Here is a 13,779-nt window from a genome sequence, read left to right as displayed (position 1 = left end):
GTGCGGGCAAGGTCACTCGTCGCTGGCAACAGCCTGGAGCAGGAGGCGGATACGGCAGCCATCAACCATCGTCGGATCGACCTCGATACTGCCCCCATGCGCATTGACGATCTCTTGGCTCAGCGCAAGTCCCATACCAGCGCGGCCGCGCCGATTGCGCCAACCGATATGAAAGGGCTCGAAGACGCGATACCGATCCTCGTGCGCGACGCCGCGACCATTGTCCTCGATCTCGACCTCCACGGCACCATCGACCCGGCGGGTGATCAGACGTAGCTCACGTTGTGGACGATGGGACTCGGCGAGTGCCTGAATCGCGTTGTCGATGACATGTTTGAACAGTGAGCGCAGTTGGTTCTTGTGTCCCGGAAATTCCGGCAGCACGGCAGCCGGGCGCCAATCGACGACGATGCCAGTGGCCAACAGTCGGTCGGTTTCGAGTTCGAGCACCTGTCTGAGCAACTCGTTGACGTTGACCATCATCCCGGCCTCGCGCCGTTCCTCCGGCAGCGCCGAGTTCAGGGTAGTGAGCGCCTTGGCCCCGGAGGTACTGATCTGGTCCAGCATGGCGGCAAGGGTATCAACATTCGCCGCGCCGCTGCGCAACATGGCGGCAGCGGCATGGATGACATTCAACGGCACCTGAATCTGATAGATGGCCGCGGTCAAGGCCTCGCGCATCCCATGCAACAACTGCTGCTCGGCGAGGCGCGCACGCAGATTCTCCAGATGGGCGCGCCCGATCTCGCGCCGTTTGGACGTGATCTCATTGGCCAGCAGGAGCAGACGATGATTGCTCGGCGCCGGCCGACCGAAATAGGTGCGCGCGCTCGCGTCACACTCCTCGACCGCGGTCACCGAGCAGGCGAACCAACGGGGCCCGAGGGAGCCGGGAATCTCGATTGCAACCTCGACGTCCTTCAGATCGCGACCGTCCAGACACAGCCGAAAGGCGTCCGTTCCCAATTGCTCGCTAAGCGCCACATGCAAGACCTCCGCCGGCTCCTGGCCGCGCAGATCGCCGAGCAGTTTTTTGTATTCCTGGTTATCGAGAATGATCCGCCCGCCGCTGTCGAGCAGGGCAACGATCACGGGCGCCGCGTCCAGAACCGTTTCGATGCGCTGTTTCTGCTGACGGAGCGCCCCTTCGAGTTCGTGCACCTTGGTCACATCACGGTGCATCCCCAGGAAATACTGCAGCTCCCCATCCCGGTCCAACACGGGCGAGATGATGAGCTCGGCGACATAGTCGACACCCTGTTTGGTGCGATTCACCAGGGTTCCCGTCCAGGTCTCCTTGCGCTGAATGGTCTCCCACAGTTGCGCATAGACACTGGCCGGCGTGGCATTGCTGGAGAGGATCGCCTCGTTACGCCCCTGCACTTCCTCCCGGGTATAGCCGGTCAGGGTTTCGAAGGCGGAGTTGGCATAGAGGATCTTCGCCGCCGGGTCGGTGATCGAGATCGCCACGGGCGACTGCTCGACGGCCTCGAAGAACAGTCGGGGCGGCAGCGGGTCGTTGGAATTCCCCCCCATCAAGATCAACGCCTCGACAACCTCGATGGGGGTGCCATCGGGGGGCGAGGAGAGGAACTCGCTCAGTGCATTCACGACGATCTGCTGGACGACGTCTGGGGCGTCTCGGACCGGCACGCGATTCTCCTGAAACCGGGGTGGGCTTCCCGACAGTCTAGCAAAACGAATGCCCGAACCGCTGCCGCACGCCGGTCCTGGAGACCTCCGCACGTTACCAGCCCGCTGAATCCCGCAGCCGCGGGATGAGGAGTCGCATCCGATGCGCCGAGTGAATTGAGCCGGAATCCGCAGGCTGCCCACGTTGGGGAGGACAGCGCGCAGTGCGGGCACGCTCATTTTGTCAGGTTTCCGACACTCCACGCCAATCAACTGGGGGAGAGCTGTTGCCAGTGCGACAGGCCCTGAGTGGCAACCCGGACTGCGTGGGGCGGTTGCGCCAGCCCGCCCGCCCACTGGCGCGAGGAACAGGACCAATGGGCGGCGCGATGGGGAGAGCTTGGGCACTTGGGGCGGCGCGCCTCACCAGGACGCACCTCGGTCGGCTTGCGGAGGCTGGCATTGCCTTTGCATCGACACCGATCAGACGATCGCGGTCACGTCGGCCGCGGCACAACGACCTCTGGTCTGATCGCTAATGGGCGAATACATCCTCTTGATCCTTGGAACCGCGCTGGTCAACAACGTGGTGCTGGTGAAGTTTCTCGGGCTCTGCCCCTTCATGGGGGTCTCGAACAAACTTGACTCGGCACTGGGCATGGGCTTGGCGACGACCTTCGTGCTGACGCTGGCAGCGGTGGCGAGTTGGCTGCTGGAGCGTTTTGTGCTCACCCCGTTGGATATCGGCTTCCTGCGGATCCTGACCTTCATCCTGGTGATCGCCGCGGTGGTGCAGTTCACCGAAATGGCGGTGCGCAAGCTCTCGCCCGCACTCTATCAGGTGCTGGGCATCTTCCTGCCCTTGATCACGACCAACTGCGCCGTGCTCGGCGTCGCGCTTCTGAATGTGCAGGAGGAGAACGGGTTTCTGCAGAGCGTGCTGTACGGGTTTGGCTCGGCGCTTGGATTCACCTTGGTGATGATCTTGTTTGCGGGGATGCGTGAACGACTCGCCGTGGCGCAAGTTCCGGCGACCTTTGCTGGCGCGCCCATCGCCTTCATCGCGGCGGGGCTGCTGTCGCTCGCCTTCATGGGCTTTGCCGGACTCGCCTGACACGCGGGCTCCAACCCCCCTTGTGGCGGTGGCTGGTCAGGGCCGAAGACGACCTGTGGGCCGCGCGCCCGAACGCGTAACCGAATCGATGCGGAGATGACGACACCATGATCGCTGCCATCCTCAGTCTCACGACCCTCGGGCTGCTCCTAGGCTGGCTGCTCGGGCTTGCCGCACGCTATCTGAGGGTCGAAGGGAATCCGCTCACCGAGCAGGTTGCGGACCTGCTGCCTGGCTCACAGTGCGGACAATGCGGGTATCCCGGCTGCACCCCCGCGGCCGAGGCCATTGCCGCTGGCACGGCAGCGGTCACCATCTGCCCGCCGGGCGGTCGTGCGCTAGCCGAGGCATTGGCGGACCTGCTCGGCGTCCGCATCGAGTCCACGGGCCTCGCCGAGGCCGTGCCGTTGATCGCGCACATTCACGAACAGCGTTGCGTGGGCTGCACCAAGTGCTTCAAGCGCTGCCCGACCGACGCGATCATGGGGGCGAACAACATGATCCACAGCGTCTTTGCCGACGCCTGCACCGGCTGTGAGCTCTGTTTTTCGGTCTGCCCGACCGAGTGCATCGAGATGCGCCCACTCACCCCGACCCTACAGAACTGGTTTTGGCCCAAACCCATGGCCGTCGCGGCATGACCCTCGCGCACTCGCGACCCCACGCATCAGGCGAACTCGTATGAGACTCTTCAAGATCCGCGGCGGCGTGCATCCACACGATCAGAAGCATCTCGCCGCCGAGCAACCCATCGAACACCTCCCCCTCCCGGCATTGCTGCACATCCCGCTCCAGCAACATATCGGCGCGCCTGCGACACCGGTCGTCCGGCGGGGCCAGATCGTCGCCAAGGGCGAGCTGTTAGCACAGAGCCAGGGCATCATCTCGGCGCCGGTGCATGCGTCGACCTCGGGTCGCATCATGGGTATCGGAAGCTACCCCGCGCATCATGCCTCCGGACTCTCGGTACGCACCATCACCCTCCAGCCGGACGGAGAGGAGCGCTGGGACGAGACCATCGGCGGCGTCGCGGATCCCTTTGCGCTGCCACCGGAGGCGATCGCCGAACGGGTCGCGGCGGCCGGCATCGTCGGCATGGGGGGCGCGACCTTTCCCGCCGCGGTAAAGCTCAATCTGCGCAACCGCTATCCACTCCATACCCTGGTCATCAACGGGGCCGAATGCGAGCCCTACCTCACCTGTGATGATCGCCTGATGCGTGAGCAGGCACAGGGCGTCGTCGATGGCGTGCGCATCATGGCGCATGCACTCGGCGTCACGCGCATCATCATCGCGATCGAGAACAACAAGCCGGCGGCCCAGACCCAGATGAGCCAGGCCGCGGCGGCGGATCCAAACATTCGGATCGCCCGCCTCCCGACCCGTTACCCCATGGGATCGGAACGCCATTTGGTGCAGGCCCTGACCGGGCGTGAAACGCCGGCGCGTGGTTTAACGGCGGACATCGGCGTGGTGGTGCACAACGCTGCCACGGCCTTCGCGGTCCACGAGGCGCTGCGCCAGGGGCGACCACTGATCTCGCGCGTCGTGACCGTCAGTGGCGCCGCCGTTGCACGCCCCCGTAATCTCCGCGTGCCGCTCGGCGCGCGGGTGCGGGATCTGCTCGATCATTGTGGCGGCTTCAGCAGCGAGCCAGCGCAACTGATCAGCGGTGGTCCCATGATGGGCCAACCATTACCGAGCACCCGCGTACCCATGGTCAAGGGTAGCAATGGGGTGCTGGCCCTGACCACGGCGGAGGTTGCCCGGCGCGATCCCATGCCCTGCATTCGCTGCGCCAGTTGCGTCCAGGCCTGCCCGTGCGGGCTGTTACCACTCGAGATGGCGGCCCACACGCGGGCGGGAGATCTTGAGGGCGCGGTGCGACTCGGGCTCATGGACTGCATCGGCTGCGGCTCCTGTGCCTATGTCTGTCCGGCACACTTGCCACTGGTGCAGCTCTTCAACTATGCCAAGGGCGAGATGGCCGCGCGCGGACGGGCCAAGCAGAAACACGTCGAGACCAAACGCCTCGCCGCCCAACGCCTTGCGCGCATGGAGGCGATCAAGCAGGCCAAGCGCGCGGCCATGGCCAAACGCAAACGCACGAGCGAGACACCAGCGACGGCGGCGTCGGCACCCGCGCCAACCACCCCGGCGACCCCAGCAGAGCGTGCCACCAGTGGCGCGGGTGATCCGCCGCCGGCGGCCCAGGATCCCCGTCGCGCAGCAGGGCAGGTGGAGGTTTAGGATGCAGATCGAAACCCCGGCCGCGCTCGCTGGACCCTATGCGCATGCGCCCACGAGCATCTCGCGCACCATGGGTCTGGTGATGCTCGCACTCCTGCCCGCGACCCTCTTTGGTTTCTGGCAATTCGGCTGGCCGGCCATCTTCCTGTTCGTGGTGACCTTAGGCACCGCCGTGGTGGCCGAATCCGTCTGTCTGCGACTCGCCGGCAAGCCCCAAGTACCCTACCTCAGCGATGGCTCGGCGCTGCTGGCGGGTTGGCTCTTGGCCCTCAGTCTACCGCCCTGGGCACCCTGGTGGATTGGGGCGATCGGCGCCCTCATCGCTATCGTGATCGCCAAGCAGGTGTTCGGCGGGGTCGGTCAGAATCTCTTCAATCCAGCCATGGTGGCACGCGTTGCCCTGCTCGTCTCCTTCCCGTTGGAAATGACGAGCTATGTCCAGCCGATGCCGCTCTTCTCTCCCGCGGCGCCAGGATTGCTCGAGAGTCTCGCGATCAGTCTCGGTCGGGAGAGTCTCGATGCGGTCTCGGGTGCGACCTTGCTCAGCCATGTGCGCACCGAACTCAGTCAGGGGGCGACCCTCTCGCAGATCATTCCCGGCATGACCTATGTGCTGTCGGGGGCGGTGGGAACCATCGCCGGTAGCATGGGTGAAACCTCGGCACTCTTGATCCTGGTCGGTGGCTTCTTTCTGCTGGCCAAGCGCGTCATCACCTGGCATATCCCAGCGGCGATGATCGGCACCCTCGCCCTGATCGCGACCGGCATGAACCTCTATGATCCAGAACGCTATGCCGGCGCCCTCTATCACATCGTCTCGGGCGCCACCCTGTTGGTGGCCTTCTTCATCGCCACCGACCCGGTCACCTCGCCGGTCTCGAAGTGGGGTCAGCTCCTGTTCGGGGCCGGCTGTGGCCTCCTGGTCTATATGATCCGCACCTGGGCCGGCTACCCCGAGGGCGTTGCCTTCGCCATCCTGCTCATGAATGCCTGCACCCCCATGATCGATCACTACATTCGCCCCCGCGTCTATGGACGGACGCGGCGCGGGAGCCCGCTCGAATACCGCGACCCCACCGAGATTCGCCCATGAGTACGGTGACTGTTCCCTCCTATCGCAAACGGATCGGCTATCAAGCCGGCCTGCTCGGTGGTTTCACCCTGATCGCAGCGGCGCTCCTGGTCATCGGCGACATCGCCACGCGTGACACCATTGCCCTGCGCGAGGCCGAGGACCTGCAGGCCTCGCTGTCCGAGGTCATCCCACTGGCGTTGCATGACAACGACCTGCTCGCCGATCCCATCACCCTGGAGGGTCCAGACGGAGCCCCCCTGGCAATCTACCGCGCACGCCGGGGCACCGAGATCACGGGTCTGGCCTTTCGTGTGCGTGGGCGTGGTTACGCGGGGCCGATCGACCTGCTGCTCGGTCTCGATGCCTCCGGCCAGATCCTCGGGACCCGCGTGCTCTCGCACTCCGAGACCCCCGGGCTCGGCGACAAGATGGAGCGCTCCAAGAGTGATTGGATCCTGGTGTTCGAGGGTTTGAGTCTGGATCATCCGCCGCTTGAGCGCTGGGCCGTGCGCAAGGACGGCGGCGATTTCGATCAGTTCACCGGGGCGACCATCACCCCCCGAGCCATTCTGAGCGCGCTCCGCGAGGGCTTAGTGTTCTTCGCCAAGCACCGCGACACCCTGACCGCCTCGGCCGTCATTCAGGTCGAGATCCCGGATGCAGAGGTTCTGGAGGCAGCCGCCTCGGAGGTCTCGGAGGTCTCGGAGAGCACCGAGTCATCCGCGGCGCGCTAAGACCCTGATTGCCCGCCGCGACCAACCTGGTTCGCACCAGACGACGGAAACCACATCACCATGAACACATCCATAGACGCGCCAGCGCCGACCGCATGGGGTCGCATCGCCACCGACGGGATCTGGAACAACAATGTCGTCTTCGCCCAGTCGCTCGCCCTCTGCCCCTTGCTCGCCGTCACCGGCACCGCGACCAATGGCCTCGGCATGGGGCTTGCGAGCATGGCCGTCATGGTCGCCTCGGGACTCCTCATCTCACTGCTGCGTGGCCTGATCACGCCGGAGGTGCGGATCCCCGTTTTCGTGCTCATCATCGCCGTGCTGGTGACCCTGGTGGATCTCGGGCTCAATGCCTGGCTGCACGATCTGCATAAGGTCTTGGGTCTGTTCATCCCCTTGATCGTGACCAACTGCGCCATCCTCGGTCGTGCTGAGTCCTTCGCCTCGCGCAATCGGGTGATGCCGGCCGCCTTCGATGGACTCATGATGGGCGTCGGCTTCACCTTGGTGCTGGTCACGCTTGGGGCCATCCGCGAGATCATCGGCAGCGGCACCCTCTTCGCGAATGCCGCGCTCTTGCTCGGCGAGGGCTTTGCTGGCCTGGAACTCACGCTGATCCCCGAGTACCGCGGCTTCCTGCTCGCGGTGCTGCCTCCGGGCGGCTTCCTCGCGCTCGGCTTCATGCTCGCGGCCAAGCGCTTGATCGATCGACGGCTGCGTGCGCCCCGACCCGCCACGCAGCCGGCCGTGGCAACCGGTTGACGATCCCAACCCGAACCTTCCTGAACGTGACGAGAGCAGATCGTGAATCAACCCGAACCTAAACCGGCCAGCGCCAGGGCCGAGAGAAACGCGACCATGCATGTCGGCGTGGCCTACGCGGACAAATTCAAGCAGACCTGGCTGAAGCTCGACGTCCCACAGGGCAGCACCGCCGGCGAGGCGATCGAGCGCTCGGGCCTGCTGAAGCAATTTCCCGAAATCGATCTGCAGACGAACCGCATCGGCATCTTCGGACGTCTGGTGAAGCTCGAGACCCCCCTCAGCGATGGTGACCGGGTGGAGATCTACCGCCCCATCACGGCCGATCCAGAGACGATCGAACGGCGCGATCAGGATTAGCCCGGACGGCGCGCGGGGTCGAGCAGTTCGCGGTAGACCGCGAGATTCCCCTCGACCATGGCATCGATCGAGAACTCACGCGCCATCAGGGCCTGTCCCGCTGCACCAAAGGCGCGGCGGCGGGCCGGGTCGCTCAAGAGGCGATCGATCGCCTCGCGCAGCGCCCCGACCGCGCCCGCCGGAACCAGGTACCCATTCTCGCCATCGCGCACCGCCTCCGGGATGCCACCGACCCGCGTGGCAACGATCGGCACCCCGGCGGCGGCGGCTTGGAGCAAGGCTACGCCCAGCCCTTCCATGCGAGCGGGATGCACGAGCAGATCCAGACAAGGCAGCAATTGCGCCAGGTCGTCGCGAAACCCAACGAGCCGCACCCGCCCCGTCAAGTTCGCCTGATCGATCTGTTCCTGGAGTCTCGCCGCGAGTGGGCCTTGCCCAAAACAGAGCACCCGCAGCCCTCGATAGCGCGCCACCAAGGGAGGGAGCGCGGTGATCAGGTCCGCATGCCCTTTCCGCTCGATCAGTTGGGCGACCACCCCGATCAGCAGGGGCTCGGGTGACCCCAGGCGCGGCGCGGCGAGCACGGCGCGCAGCAGCCTGTCGGCGCAGGGCTGCTGGTAGGTCTCCAGATCCACCGCGCTGCGCACCACCCGCAGCTTCGCCACCGGCACCCCTTCCTCCAACAACACCTTGCCGATGCCCTCGGAGATGGCCACGACCCGATCGTAGAGACGGTACTTGAGCGCCACCACCCAGGGCCGCTCGGGATTGTCGACCCGGCGCGTGTGTACGACCGGGACGCCGCACCGCCACGCCGCAAGCCCACCCATGACATCGGCACCGATGCGACTGTGCAGATGGACCAGATCCGGCTGAACGGCGCGGATCAGGCGACTGAGCCGGGCCACCATCGCCAGGTCGAGATCGCCGCGCATGGTCAATTCATGCACCTCCGCCACGGGTGCCGCGGCCTTGGCCAAGGCGCAACCACGCGGACATGCCAGCGTGCTCTGGTGACCGCGTGCCGCCAGTCCGCGCAGGAGGTGCAGCACCTGGAAGGCACCACCGTAGAGATGGCGTCCTCCTTCGACGTGGAGGATCCTCATGGCGCGCGTCCGATCAAGGCGCGCGCCGCCGCGATGATCTCCTCGACGTCGATCCGCCGCATGCAGGTGAAATCCCCGTCGCAGGTCGGTCGCCGCTTGCAGGGTGAGCACGCGAGTCGATGATAGAGCACGCGCGCATTCGCGCGGGACGTCTCCAGGTAGGGGCAGGTCGCACCGAACAGGAGCAGGCTCGGGGTACCGAAGGCGATGCCCATGTGGCCCAAACCCGTGTCGACCCCGATCAACAGTGTCGCGCGATCGATCACGGCCGCCGCCTCCATGAGTCCGGTACGGCCCGCCAGATTGAGCATGCCGACCTCGAGATCCGTCGCCGCGCTGATCCGTGCCGCGGCCTCCTGATCGCCCGGGCCACCGAGCAGGACCGGAACCAGACCGAACTCTTCGCGCAAGCGCCCGGCGAGCACCGCCCAACGCGGTTCGATCCAGTGTTTCTGCGGGCGTGTGGTGAAGGGGCAGAGCACCACATAGCCTTCCTCCAATCCTTGCTCGGCCATGGTGCGAGCCGCGAAGTCCGCGTCGAGCGGGCTGTAGTAGAGATCCATCCCGAGCTGTTCGGCGGGCCGGGCAGGGTCGATCCAGCCCATCTGTTCGGCCAGATATCGATATTCCGAACCGATCCGCAGCCGCTCGCCACCCCGTTCGATGGTCCGGGACATCAGCCAACGGCTGCCCTCGCGCCCGCCCAGACCGATCCGCGTGCGCGCGCCCGAGAGCCAGGTGAGGATGCCGCTCTTGAGCAACCCCTGCAGATCGAGCGCGAGGTCGAAGCGGCGGGCCCGCAGAGTCGCACGCAGCGCCGCAATGCCCTGCCAGAGTGCGCCGAAGCGTCGCTCAACCCACCAGCGGCGCCACTGACCAAGCGGACACACGATCACCTCGTCCAGGTCCGGATGCTGATCGAGGAGCGCGCGATACTCAGGCTGCACCAACCAGGCCAGATGGGCGTTCGGGTAAGCGCGCCGCAGCACCCGGATCAAGGGCGAGGCAAAGACGATATCGCCGATCGCCGAGAGCCGCACGATCAGGATGCGTTGCGGCGGCGACGCGCCGCCGCTGGATCGACTCAGGCCGTGATGCATGCTGGCGCGGCTCCCGTGAGTTCGGAGAAGAAGTCCAAATAGGCGCGTGCGGCGATCGGCACCCGATAGGGTTCGGCCGCGGCTTGCAGACGCGCCGGCTCCGGACGTGCGTTCAGCACCCCCAGGATGGCCTGCGCCAGGGCGCGATCGTCGCCGACCGGGACGAGGGGACCCAACCGGCCGTCCTCCAGCAAGGCGCGCACTCCCCCCGGACAGTCGGTCGCCACCACTGGCGTGCCGACCGCCATGGCCTCGACCAGGACGTTCCCCAGCCCTTCGCGGCGCGAGGAGAGCGCGAGCAGGTCGGCACGCGCCAGATAGGGGTAAGGATCCGGCACGAAACCGGGGAAATCGACCCGCACGGTCAGCCCCAGGCGCGCGACCAACTCGCTCAAGCGTCGCTGTTCCTTCCCCGCGCCGAGGATCAACAGGCGGGCGGGTGTGTGTGCAGGCAGGCGTGAGAGGGCGCGCAAGAGGGTCGGGAAGTCCTTCACCTGACGCAAGCCCCCCACCGCGAGGATCACCGGTGGTTGCCCAGCAGCGTCGAGCCAAGGATGTGGACAGGGCGCCTGGGCACGCACCAGGGCATCGTCCGGGACAACCGGGTTACAAAGCACGCGCAGCGGCACTTCGGTGAGGCCAAAGCGCGTTCGCAGATCCTCCGCGACCGCGCGCGAGACGGCACTGATCCCGTCGAGGCGGGAATAGTCGGCATGGATCCGGCGCTGCTCGCGACGGCGTTTGAATGGATTCCAACGAAACGAGGCATTGCGCGCCGAGAGCGGCGTGCCCACGGTGGTGACGAGACGAAGGCGTTCCCGACGCCCGGGTGCCGCGACGCCAGTGAGTTGATCGCGCACCGCCAGGGCCAGACGATCATCGGCCAATTTTCCCGTCATCAAGAGATCGGGCTGGGCCGCCTGGCAATAGGCCGCGAGCGCCTGCGCGCGCGCGCCTGACAAGGGCAGGATTCGCACCCCAGTCCCAAGCTCGCGCAGATAGGCATGTTCGGTGGTCCCCGTCAGGAGGTCGACCGGCATGCCAAGACCCGCTAACCCGGCGGCCAGGTTGGTCAGGGTCCGCTCGACACCGCCATCGGCGAAGTCGCCGATCATGAGGGCAAGCCGCATCGGTTCAGACCCGGTCGGCGCCGTCATGCGCCGGTCCCAGTGACTGCGTCGCGTCCGCGCCCGGCAGTCCTTCGCCCCGCATCAAGGCCCGATAACGATCCGCGTTGCGCTGTGCCTCATAGCGTTCGCCGCCCGCCCGCAAGGTCGCCGCAGGCAGGGGCTCGGCCAGGGTCGCGGCCAGGGCCGCGGCGAGCGCCCCCGGATCGCGTGGCGGCACCAACCGACCGAGCTCACCGCCTTGGAGGATCTCGGCCGGCCCCTGACCGCAATGCGTGCTGACCACCGGGGTCCCCAGCGCCAATGACTCAATCAGCACCGTCGGCAGCGCGTCCCAAAAGGAGGACAGCACCACGAGATCAGCGGCCTTCAGGAAGGGATAGGGATTATCCGCCCAGCCGGGCAGATCCACGACCGATTCGAGTCCGAGCGCGGCGCGCTCGGACTCCAAATCCGCGCGCAGGCGGCCCTCCCCGATAATGATGAGCCGCACCTCCTGACGCGCGCGTAATAACGCCATCGCTTGCAGCAGGGTCGAGAAGTCCTTCTCGTACTCGAGACGCCCGGCCGCGACAATCACCGGCGTGTCCTTCGAGACCAACCAGGGATGCGTCAACGGCTGCGCGGACCACGACCAGACCTCGGGAGCCACGATGGGGTTGGGAATGGTGGTGATCCGAGCACGCGGACCGAAGATGTCGTACAGATCCGCCGCGGTCTCCTCTGAAATGGCAACGATCATCTCATTGCGGGGATACCAGCGTTTCACCTGAGACCAGCGGGCACGACCGCGCCGGCCCTTGAGATGGTTCAATTTCACCGACATGGGACCATGCACGGTCACGAACACTGGGGTCGCGACCGCACTCAGGCGCGCGGCCTTAAGCGTCAGGACATTTTCACGAATGCGGTGGGTCAGGATCGCCGCCGGTCGTCGCCGGCGCAGATAGAGCGCCATGCGCGCAACTCGCGTCACAGGTCCCATGCGCCCGAGCTCTACCACGGTGACCGCCGGGTCGAGTGGCTCGGCGACCGGCTGGCGCGCGCGCGAGACCAGCAGGTCGGTCGGCGTCCCCCGGGCAACGAACCCATTGGCCAGACGCACCGCGATCTTCGCCGTGCTGTTGCCATCGAGTGGACCGGCAAAGATGGCCAGGCGCGATCGGTCATTCATGTTGGCGTTGATCCACGCGGCCCGGTTGCATGCAACCAGAAGGTATGAAAGAGACCGAGCTGGAGAATCAGGAAGAAGCGCAGATCCGGGTTCATGATGCGAAAATCATAAAAGAAAAAGACCGCCGTCATCAGGGCGCTGAGCCACAGCAGTTCCCGCAGCCGGGGATCCTGCTCGCCGATCCGGACCCAGACGGCGCGCGCACCCCATCCCAAGGCAACCAGCCAAGCCAGGGCGATCAAGACCCCCGCAAGGCCGAACCGCACCAGCATCTCCGCGATCACGCTATGGAGATGCGACATCACCGGCGCGTGCTCCAGGGTCGTCGCCGCAAAGGGGATCATCTGCGCCGGCACCAAGAAATCGGTACTGCGCGTTCCCGGCCCCCAACCCAGCCAGGGCCGGGCCTCGAAGAGGTCCAAGCCAAGGCGCCAAAGATTCAAACGAATGGCGGCAGAGGCGGTCCAGGCCGCCTCGTCGGTCGGCGCGGCGGTGGTGAGCGCCACGATATCGATCATCACCCGCTCCCAACTCACCCAGAGCACCAACGCCGCCAGGAATGCGAAGAACAAGACAGCCACGAGCGCGACCAGGCGCGTCCCACGGTCCTGCTCCGTTCGGCGCGCACGCAGCAGGCGATTGAGGACCATCAGGCCACCAGCGGCAGCCAAGACCAAGACCGCGCCACGGGCCTGCAAGATCACCAACATCCCGATGACAAAAAGGACCGCGAAGGTCCAGAGTCCCCAGCTCAAGAGCCGACGCGGTTGACACCACAGCCGTCGTGGCCCGGCCAGGGCTGGATGGTAGATCAGCAGCCCGATCAACACGACCGAGGTCACGAACCCGATACCCAGCACCGACTGGCCGAAGTAATAGCGCATGCCACCGAGGATCTCCTCAAGCAGTGACCAGTCCGATTTCCTCAGGACCCCAACGATCAGGCCCACCACCGCCGCGATCAGGACCCCATGGATCAGGCGCACATCGGCGCGCAGCGCCCAGGCCACCACCAGGAACAGAAAGGGCGCCCACCAGCCCCAAACGGCACTCCATTGTTCCGCGGCGGTCTGTGGCAGCAGCAGCGCGGCGCGCAGTGCGAGCAGGACGATGACACCCAGCGCGCCCAGGGCGACCCACAGGAGCGGATCGACTCGCAACCGCGGCCACGCCCGCGGGAGGTCGGCAAGCAACAGCAGCAGCAATCCAAAGAGGGCGAGATGAGCGAGCCCCGTCATGTTCCAAGCCGCGAAGGCGAAGAGAATCAGCAGTCCAGACTCGAGCTGTCGACGGCCTGGCCAGACCCGGGCGATTGACGTCATGAAGAGACCTCGTTGTTCGGACC

Annotated in this window: 13 protein-coding genes; 7 read left to right on the top strand and 6 right to left on the bottom strand. The window is 66.0% G+C overall.

The features are described 5' to 3' along the window. Positions 1–12: 12 nt before the first annotated feature. The gene (nifL, locus tag CKO25_RS00700) at positions 13–1,653 is read right to left on the bottom strand and encodes a nitrogen fixation negative regulator NifL (RefSeq protein WP_200385988.1); all 1,641 of its coding nucleotides are present in this window, start codon (positions 1,651–1,653) and stop codon (positions 13–15) included. A 517-nt stretch (positions 1,654–2,170) separates the two neighbouring features. Between nifL and rsxA the strand changes: the two genes are divergently transcribed. The 7 genes from rsxA (at position 2,171) to CKO25_RS00665 (ending at position 7,927) form a co-directional block, all read left to right on the top strand. Beyond that, positions 2,171–2,746, top strand: coding sequence for an electron transport complex subunit RsxA (rsxA, locus tag CKO25_RS00695; protein ID WP_200385987.1), 576 nt, complete (start codon positions 2,171–2,173; stop codon positions 2,744–2,746). A gap of 107 nt (positions 2,747–2,853) precedes the next feature. Next, the gene (rsxB, locus tag CKO25_RS00690) at positions 2,854–3,387 is read left to right on the top strand and encodes an electron transport complex subunit RsxB (protein ID WP_200385986.1); all 534 of its coding nucleotides are present in this window, start codon (positions 2,854–2,856) and stop codon (positions 3,385–3,387) included. Between the two features lie 40 nt (positions 3,388–3,427). Continuing rightward, a complete protein-coding gene (gene rsxC, locus CKO25_RS00685) occupies positions 3,428–4,996 on the top strand; it encodes an electron transport complex subunit RsxC (RefSeq protein WP_200385985.1) in 1,569 nt (522 codons plus the stop codon). A gap of 1 nt (position 4,997) precedes the next feature. Beyond that, positions 4,998–6,089: an RnfABCDGE type electron transport complex subunit D gene (locus CKO25_RS00680; protein WP_200385984.1), complete on the top strand. Its 1,092-nt coding sequence runs from the start codon at positions 4,998–5,000 to the stop codon at positions 6,087–6,089. Next, complete coding sequence (locus CKO25_RS00675; RefSeq protein ID WP_200385983.1) at positions 6,086–6,805, top strand: RnfABCDGE type electron transport complex subunit G; 720 nt, start codon at positions 6,086–6,088, stop codon at positions 6,803–6,805. Before CKO25_RS00680 ends, CKO25_RS00675 begins: the two co-directional genes overlap by 4 nt. A gap of 60 nt (positions 6,806–6,865) precedes the next feature. After that, positions 6,866–7,567 (top strand): electron transport complex subunit E, encoded by a 702-nt coding sequence (locus tag CKO25_RS00670; RefSeq protein WP_200385982.1) that lies wholly within the window; start codon positions 6,866–6,868, stop codon positions 7,565–7,567. A 96-nt stretch (positions 7,568–7,663) separates the two neighbouring features. Continuing rightward, positions 7,664–7,927, top strand: a complete 264-nt coding sequence (locus tag CKO25_RS00665; protein ID WP_200386308.1) for an RnfH family protein — start codon at positions 7,664–7,666, stop codon at positions 7,925–7,927. Here the strand turns inward: CKO25_RS00665 and CKO25_RS00660 are convergent. Genes CKO25_RS00660 through CKO25_RS00640 form a run of 5 tightly spaced genes read right to left on the bottom strand, consistent with a single transcriptional unit; the run spans position 7,924 to position 13,756 of the window. Further along, a complete protein-coding gene (locus CKO25_RS00660; RefSeq protein WP_200385981.1) occupies positions 7,924–9,033 on the bottom strand; it encodes a glycosyltransferase in 1,110 nt (369 codons plus the stop codon). The two genes, CKO25_RS00665 and CKO25_RS00660, sit on opposite strands and share 4 nt — an antisense overlap. After that, the gene (locus CKO25_RS00655; RefSeq protein ID WP_200385980.1) at positions 9,030–10,133 is read right to left on the bottom strand and encodes a glycosyltransferase family 9 protein; all 1,104 of its coding nucleotides are present in this window, start codon (positions 10,131–10,133) and stop codon (positions 9,030–9,032) included. The genes CKO25_RS00660 and CKO25_RS00655 overlap by 4 nt, the downstream gene beginning before the upstream one ends. Continuing rightward, positions 10,118–11,290 carry a glycosyltransferase gene (locus tag CKO25_RS00650; RefSeq protein WP_200385979.1) on the bottom strand — a complete coding sequence of 391 codons (1,173 nt, stop codon included), beginning with the start codon at positions 11,288–11,290 and terminating at the stop codon, positions 10,118–10,120. Before CKO25_RS00650 ends, CKO25_RS00655 begins: the two co-directional genes overlap by 16 nt. Next, on the bottom strand, positions 11,268–12,434 hold the full coding sequence (locus tag CKO25_RS00645) for a glycosyltransferase (RefSeq protein WP_200385978.1): 1,167 nt from the start codon (positions 12,432–12,434) through the stop codon (positions 11,268–11,270). Before CKO25_RS00645 ends, CKO25_RS00650 begins: the two co-directional genes overlap by 23 nt. Continuing rightward, the gene (locus CKO25_RS00640; RefSeq protein WP_200385977.1) at positions 12,431–13,756 is read right to left on the bottom strand and encodes an O-antigen ligase family protein; all 1,326 of its coding nucleotides are present in this window, start codon (positions 13,754–13,756) and stop codon (positions 12,431–12,433) included. The genes CKO25_RS00645 and CKO25_RS00640 overlap by 4 nt, the downstream gene beginning before the upstream one ends. Positions 13,757–13,779: the final 23 nt, after the last annotated feature.

Origin of the sequence: Thiocapsa imhoffii, from assembly GCF_016583985.1 — a bacterium.
In the GTDB taxonomy this organism is placed as follows: Bacteria; Pseudomonadota; Gammaproteobacteria; order Chromatiales; family Chromatiaceae; genus Thiocapsa; species Thiocapsa imhoffii.
This window is presented reverse-complemented; position numbering and strand designations above follow the sequence as displayed.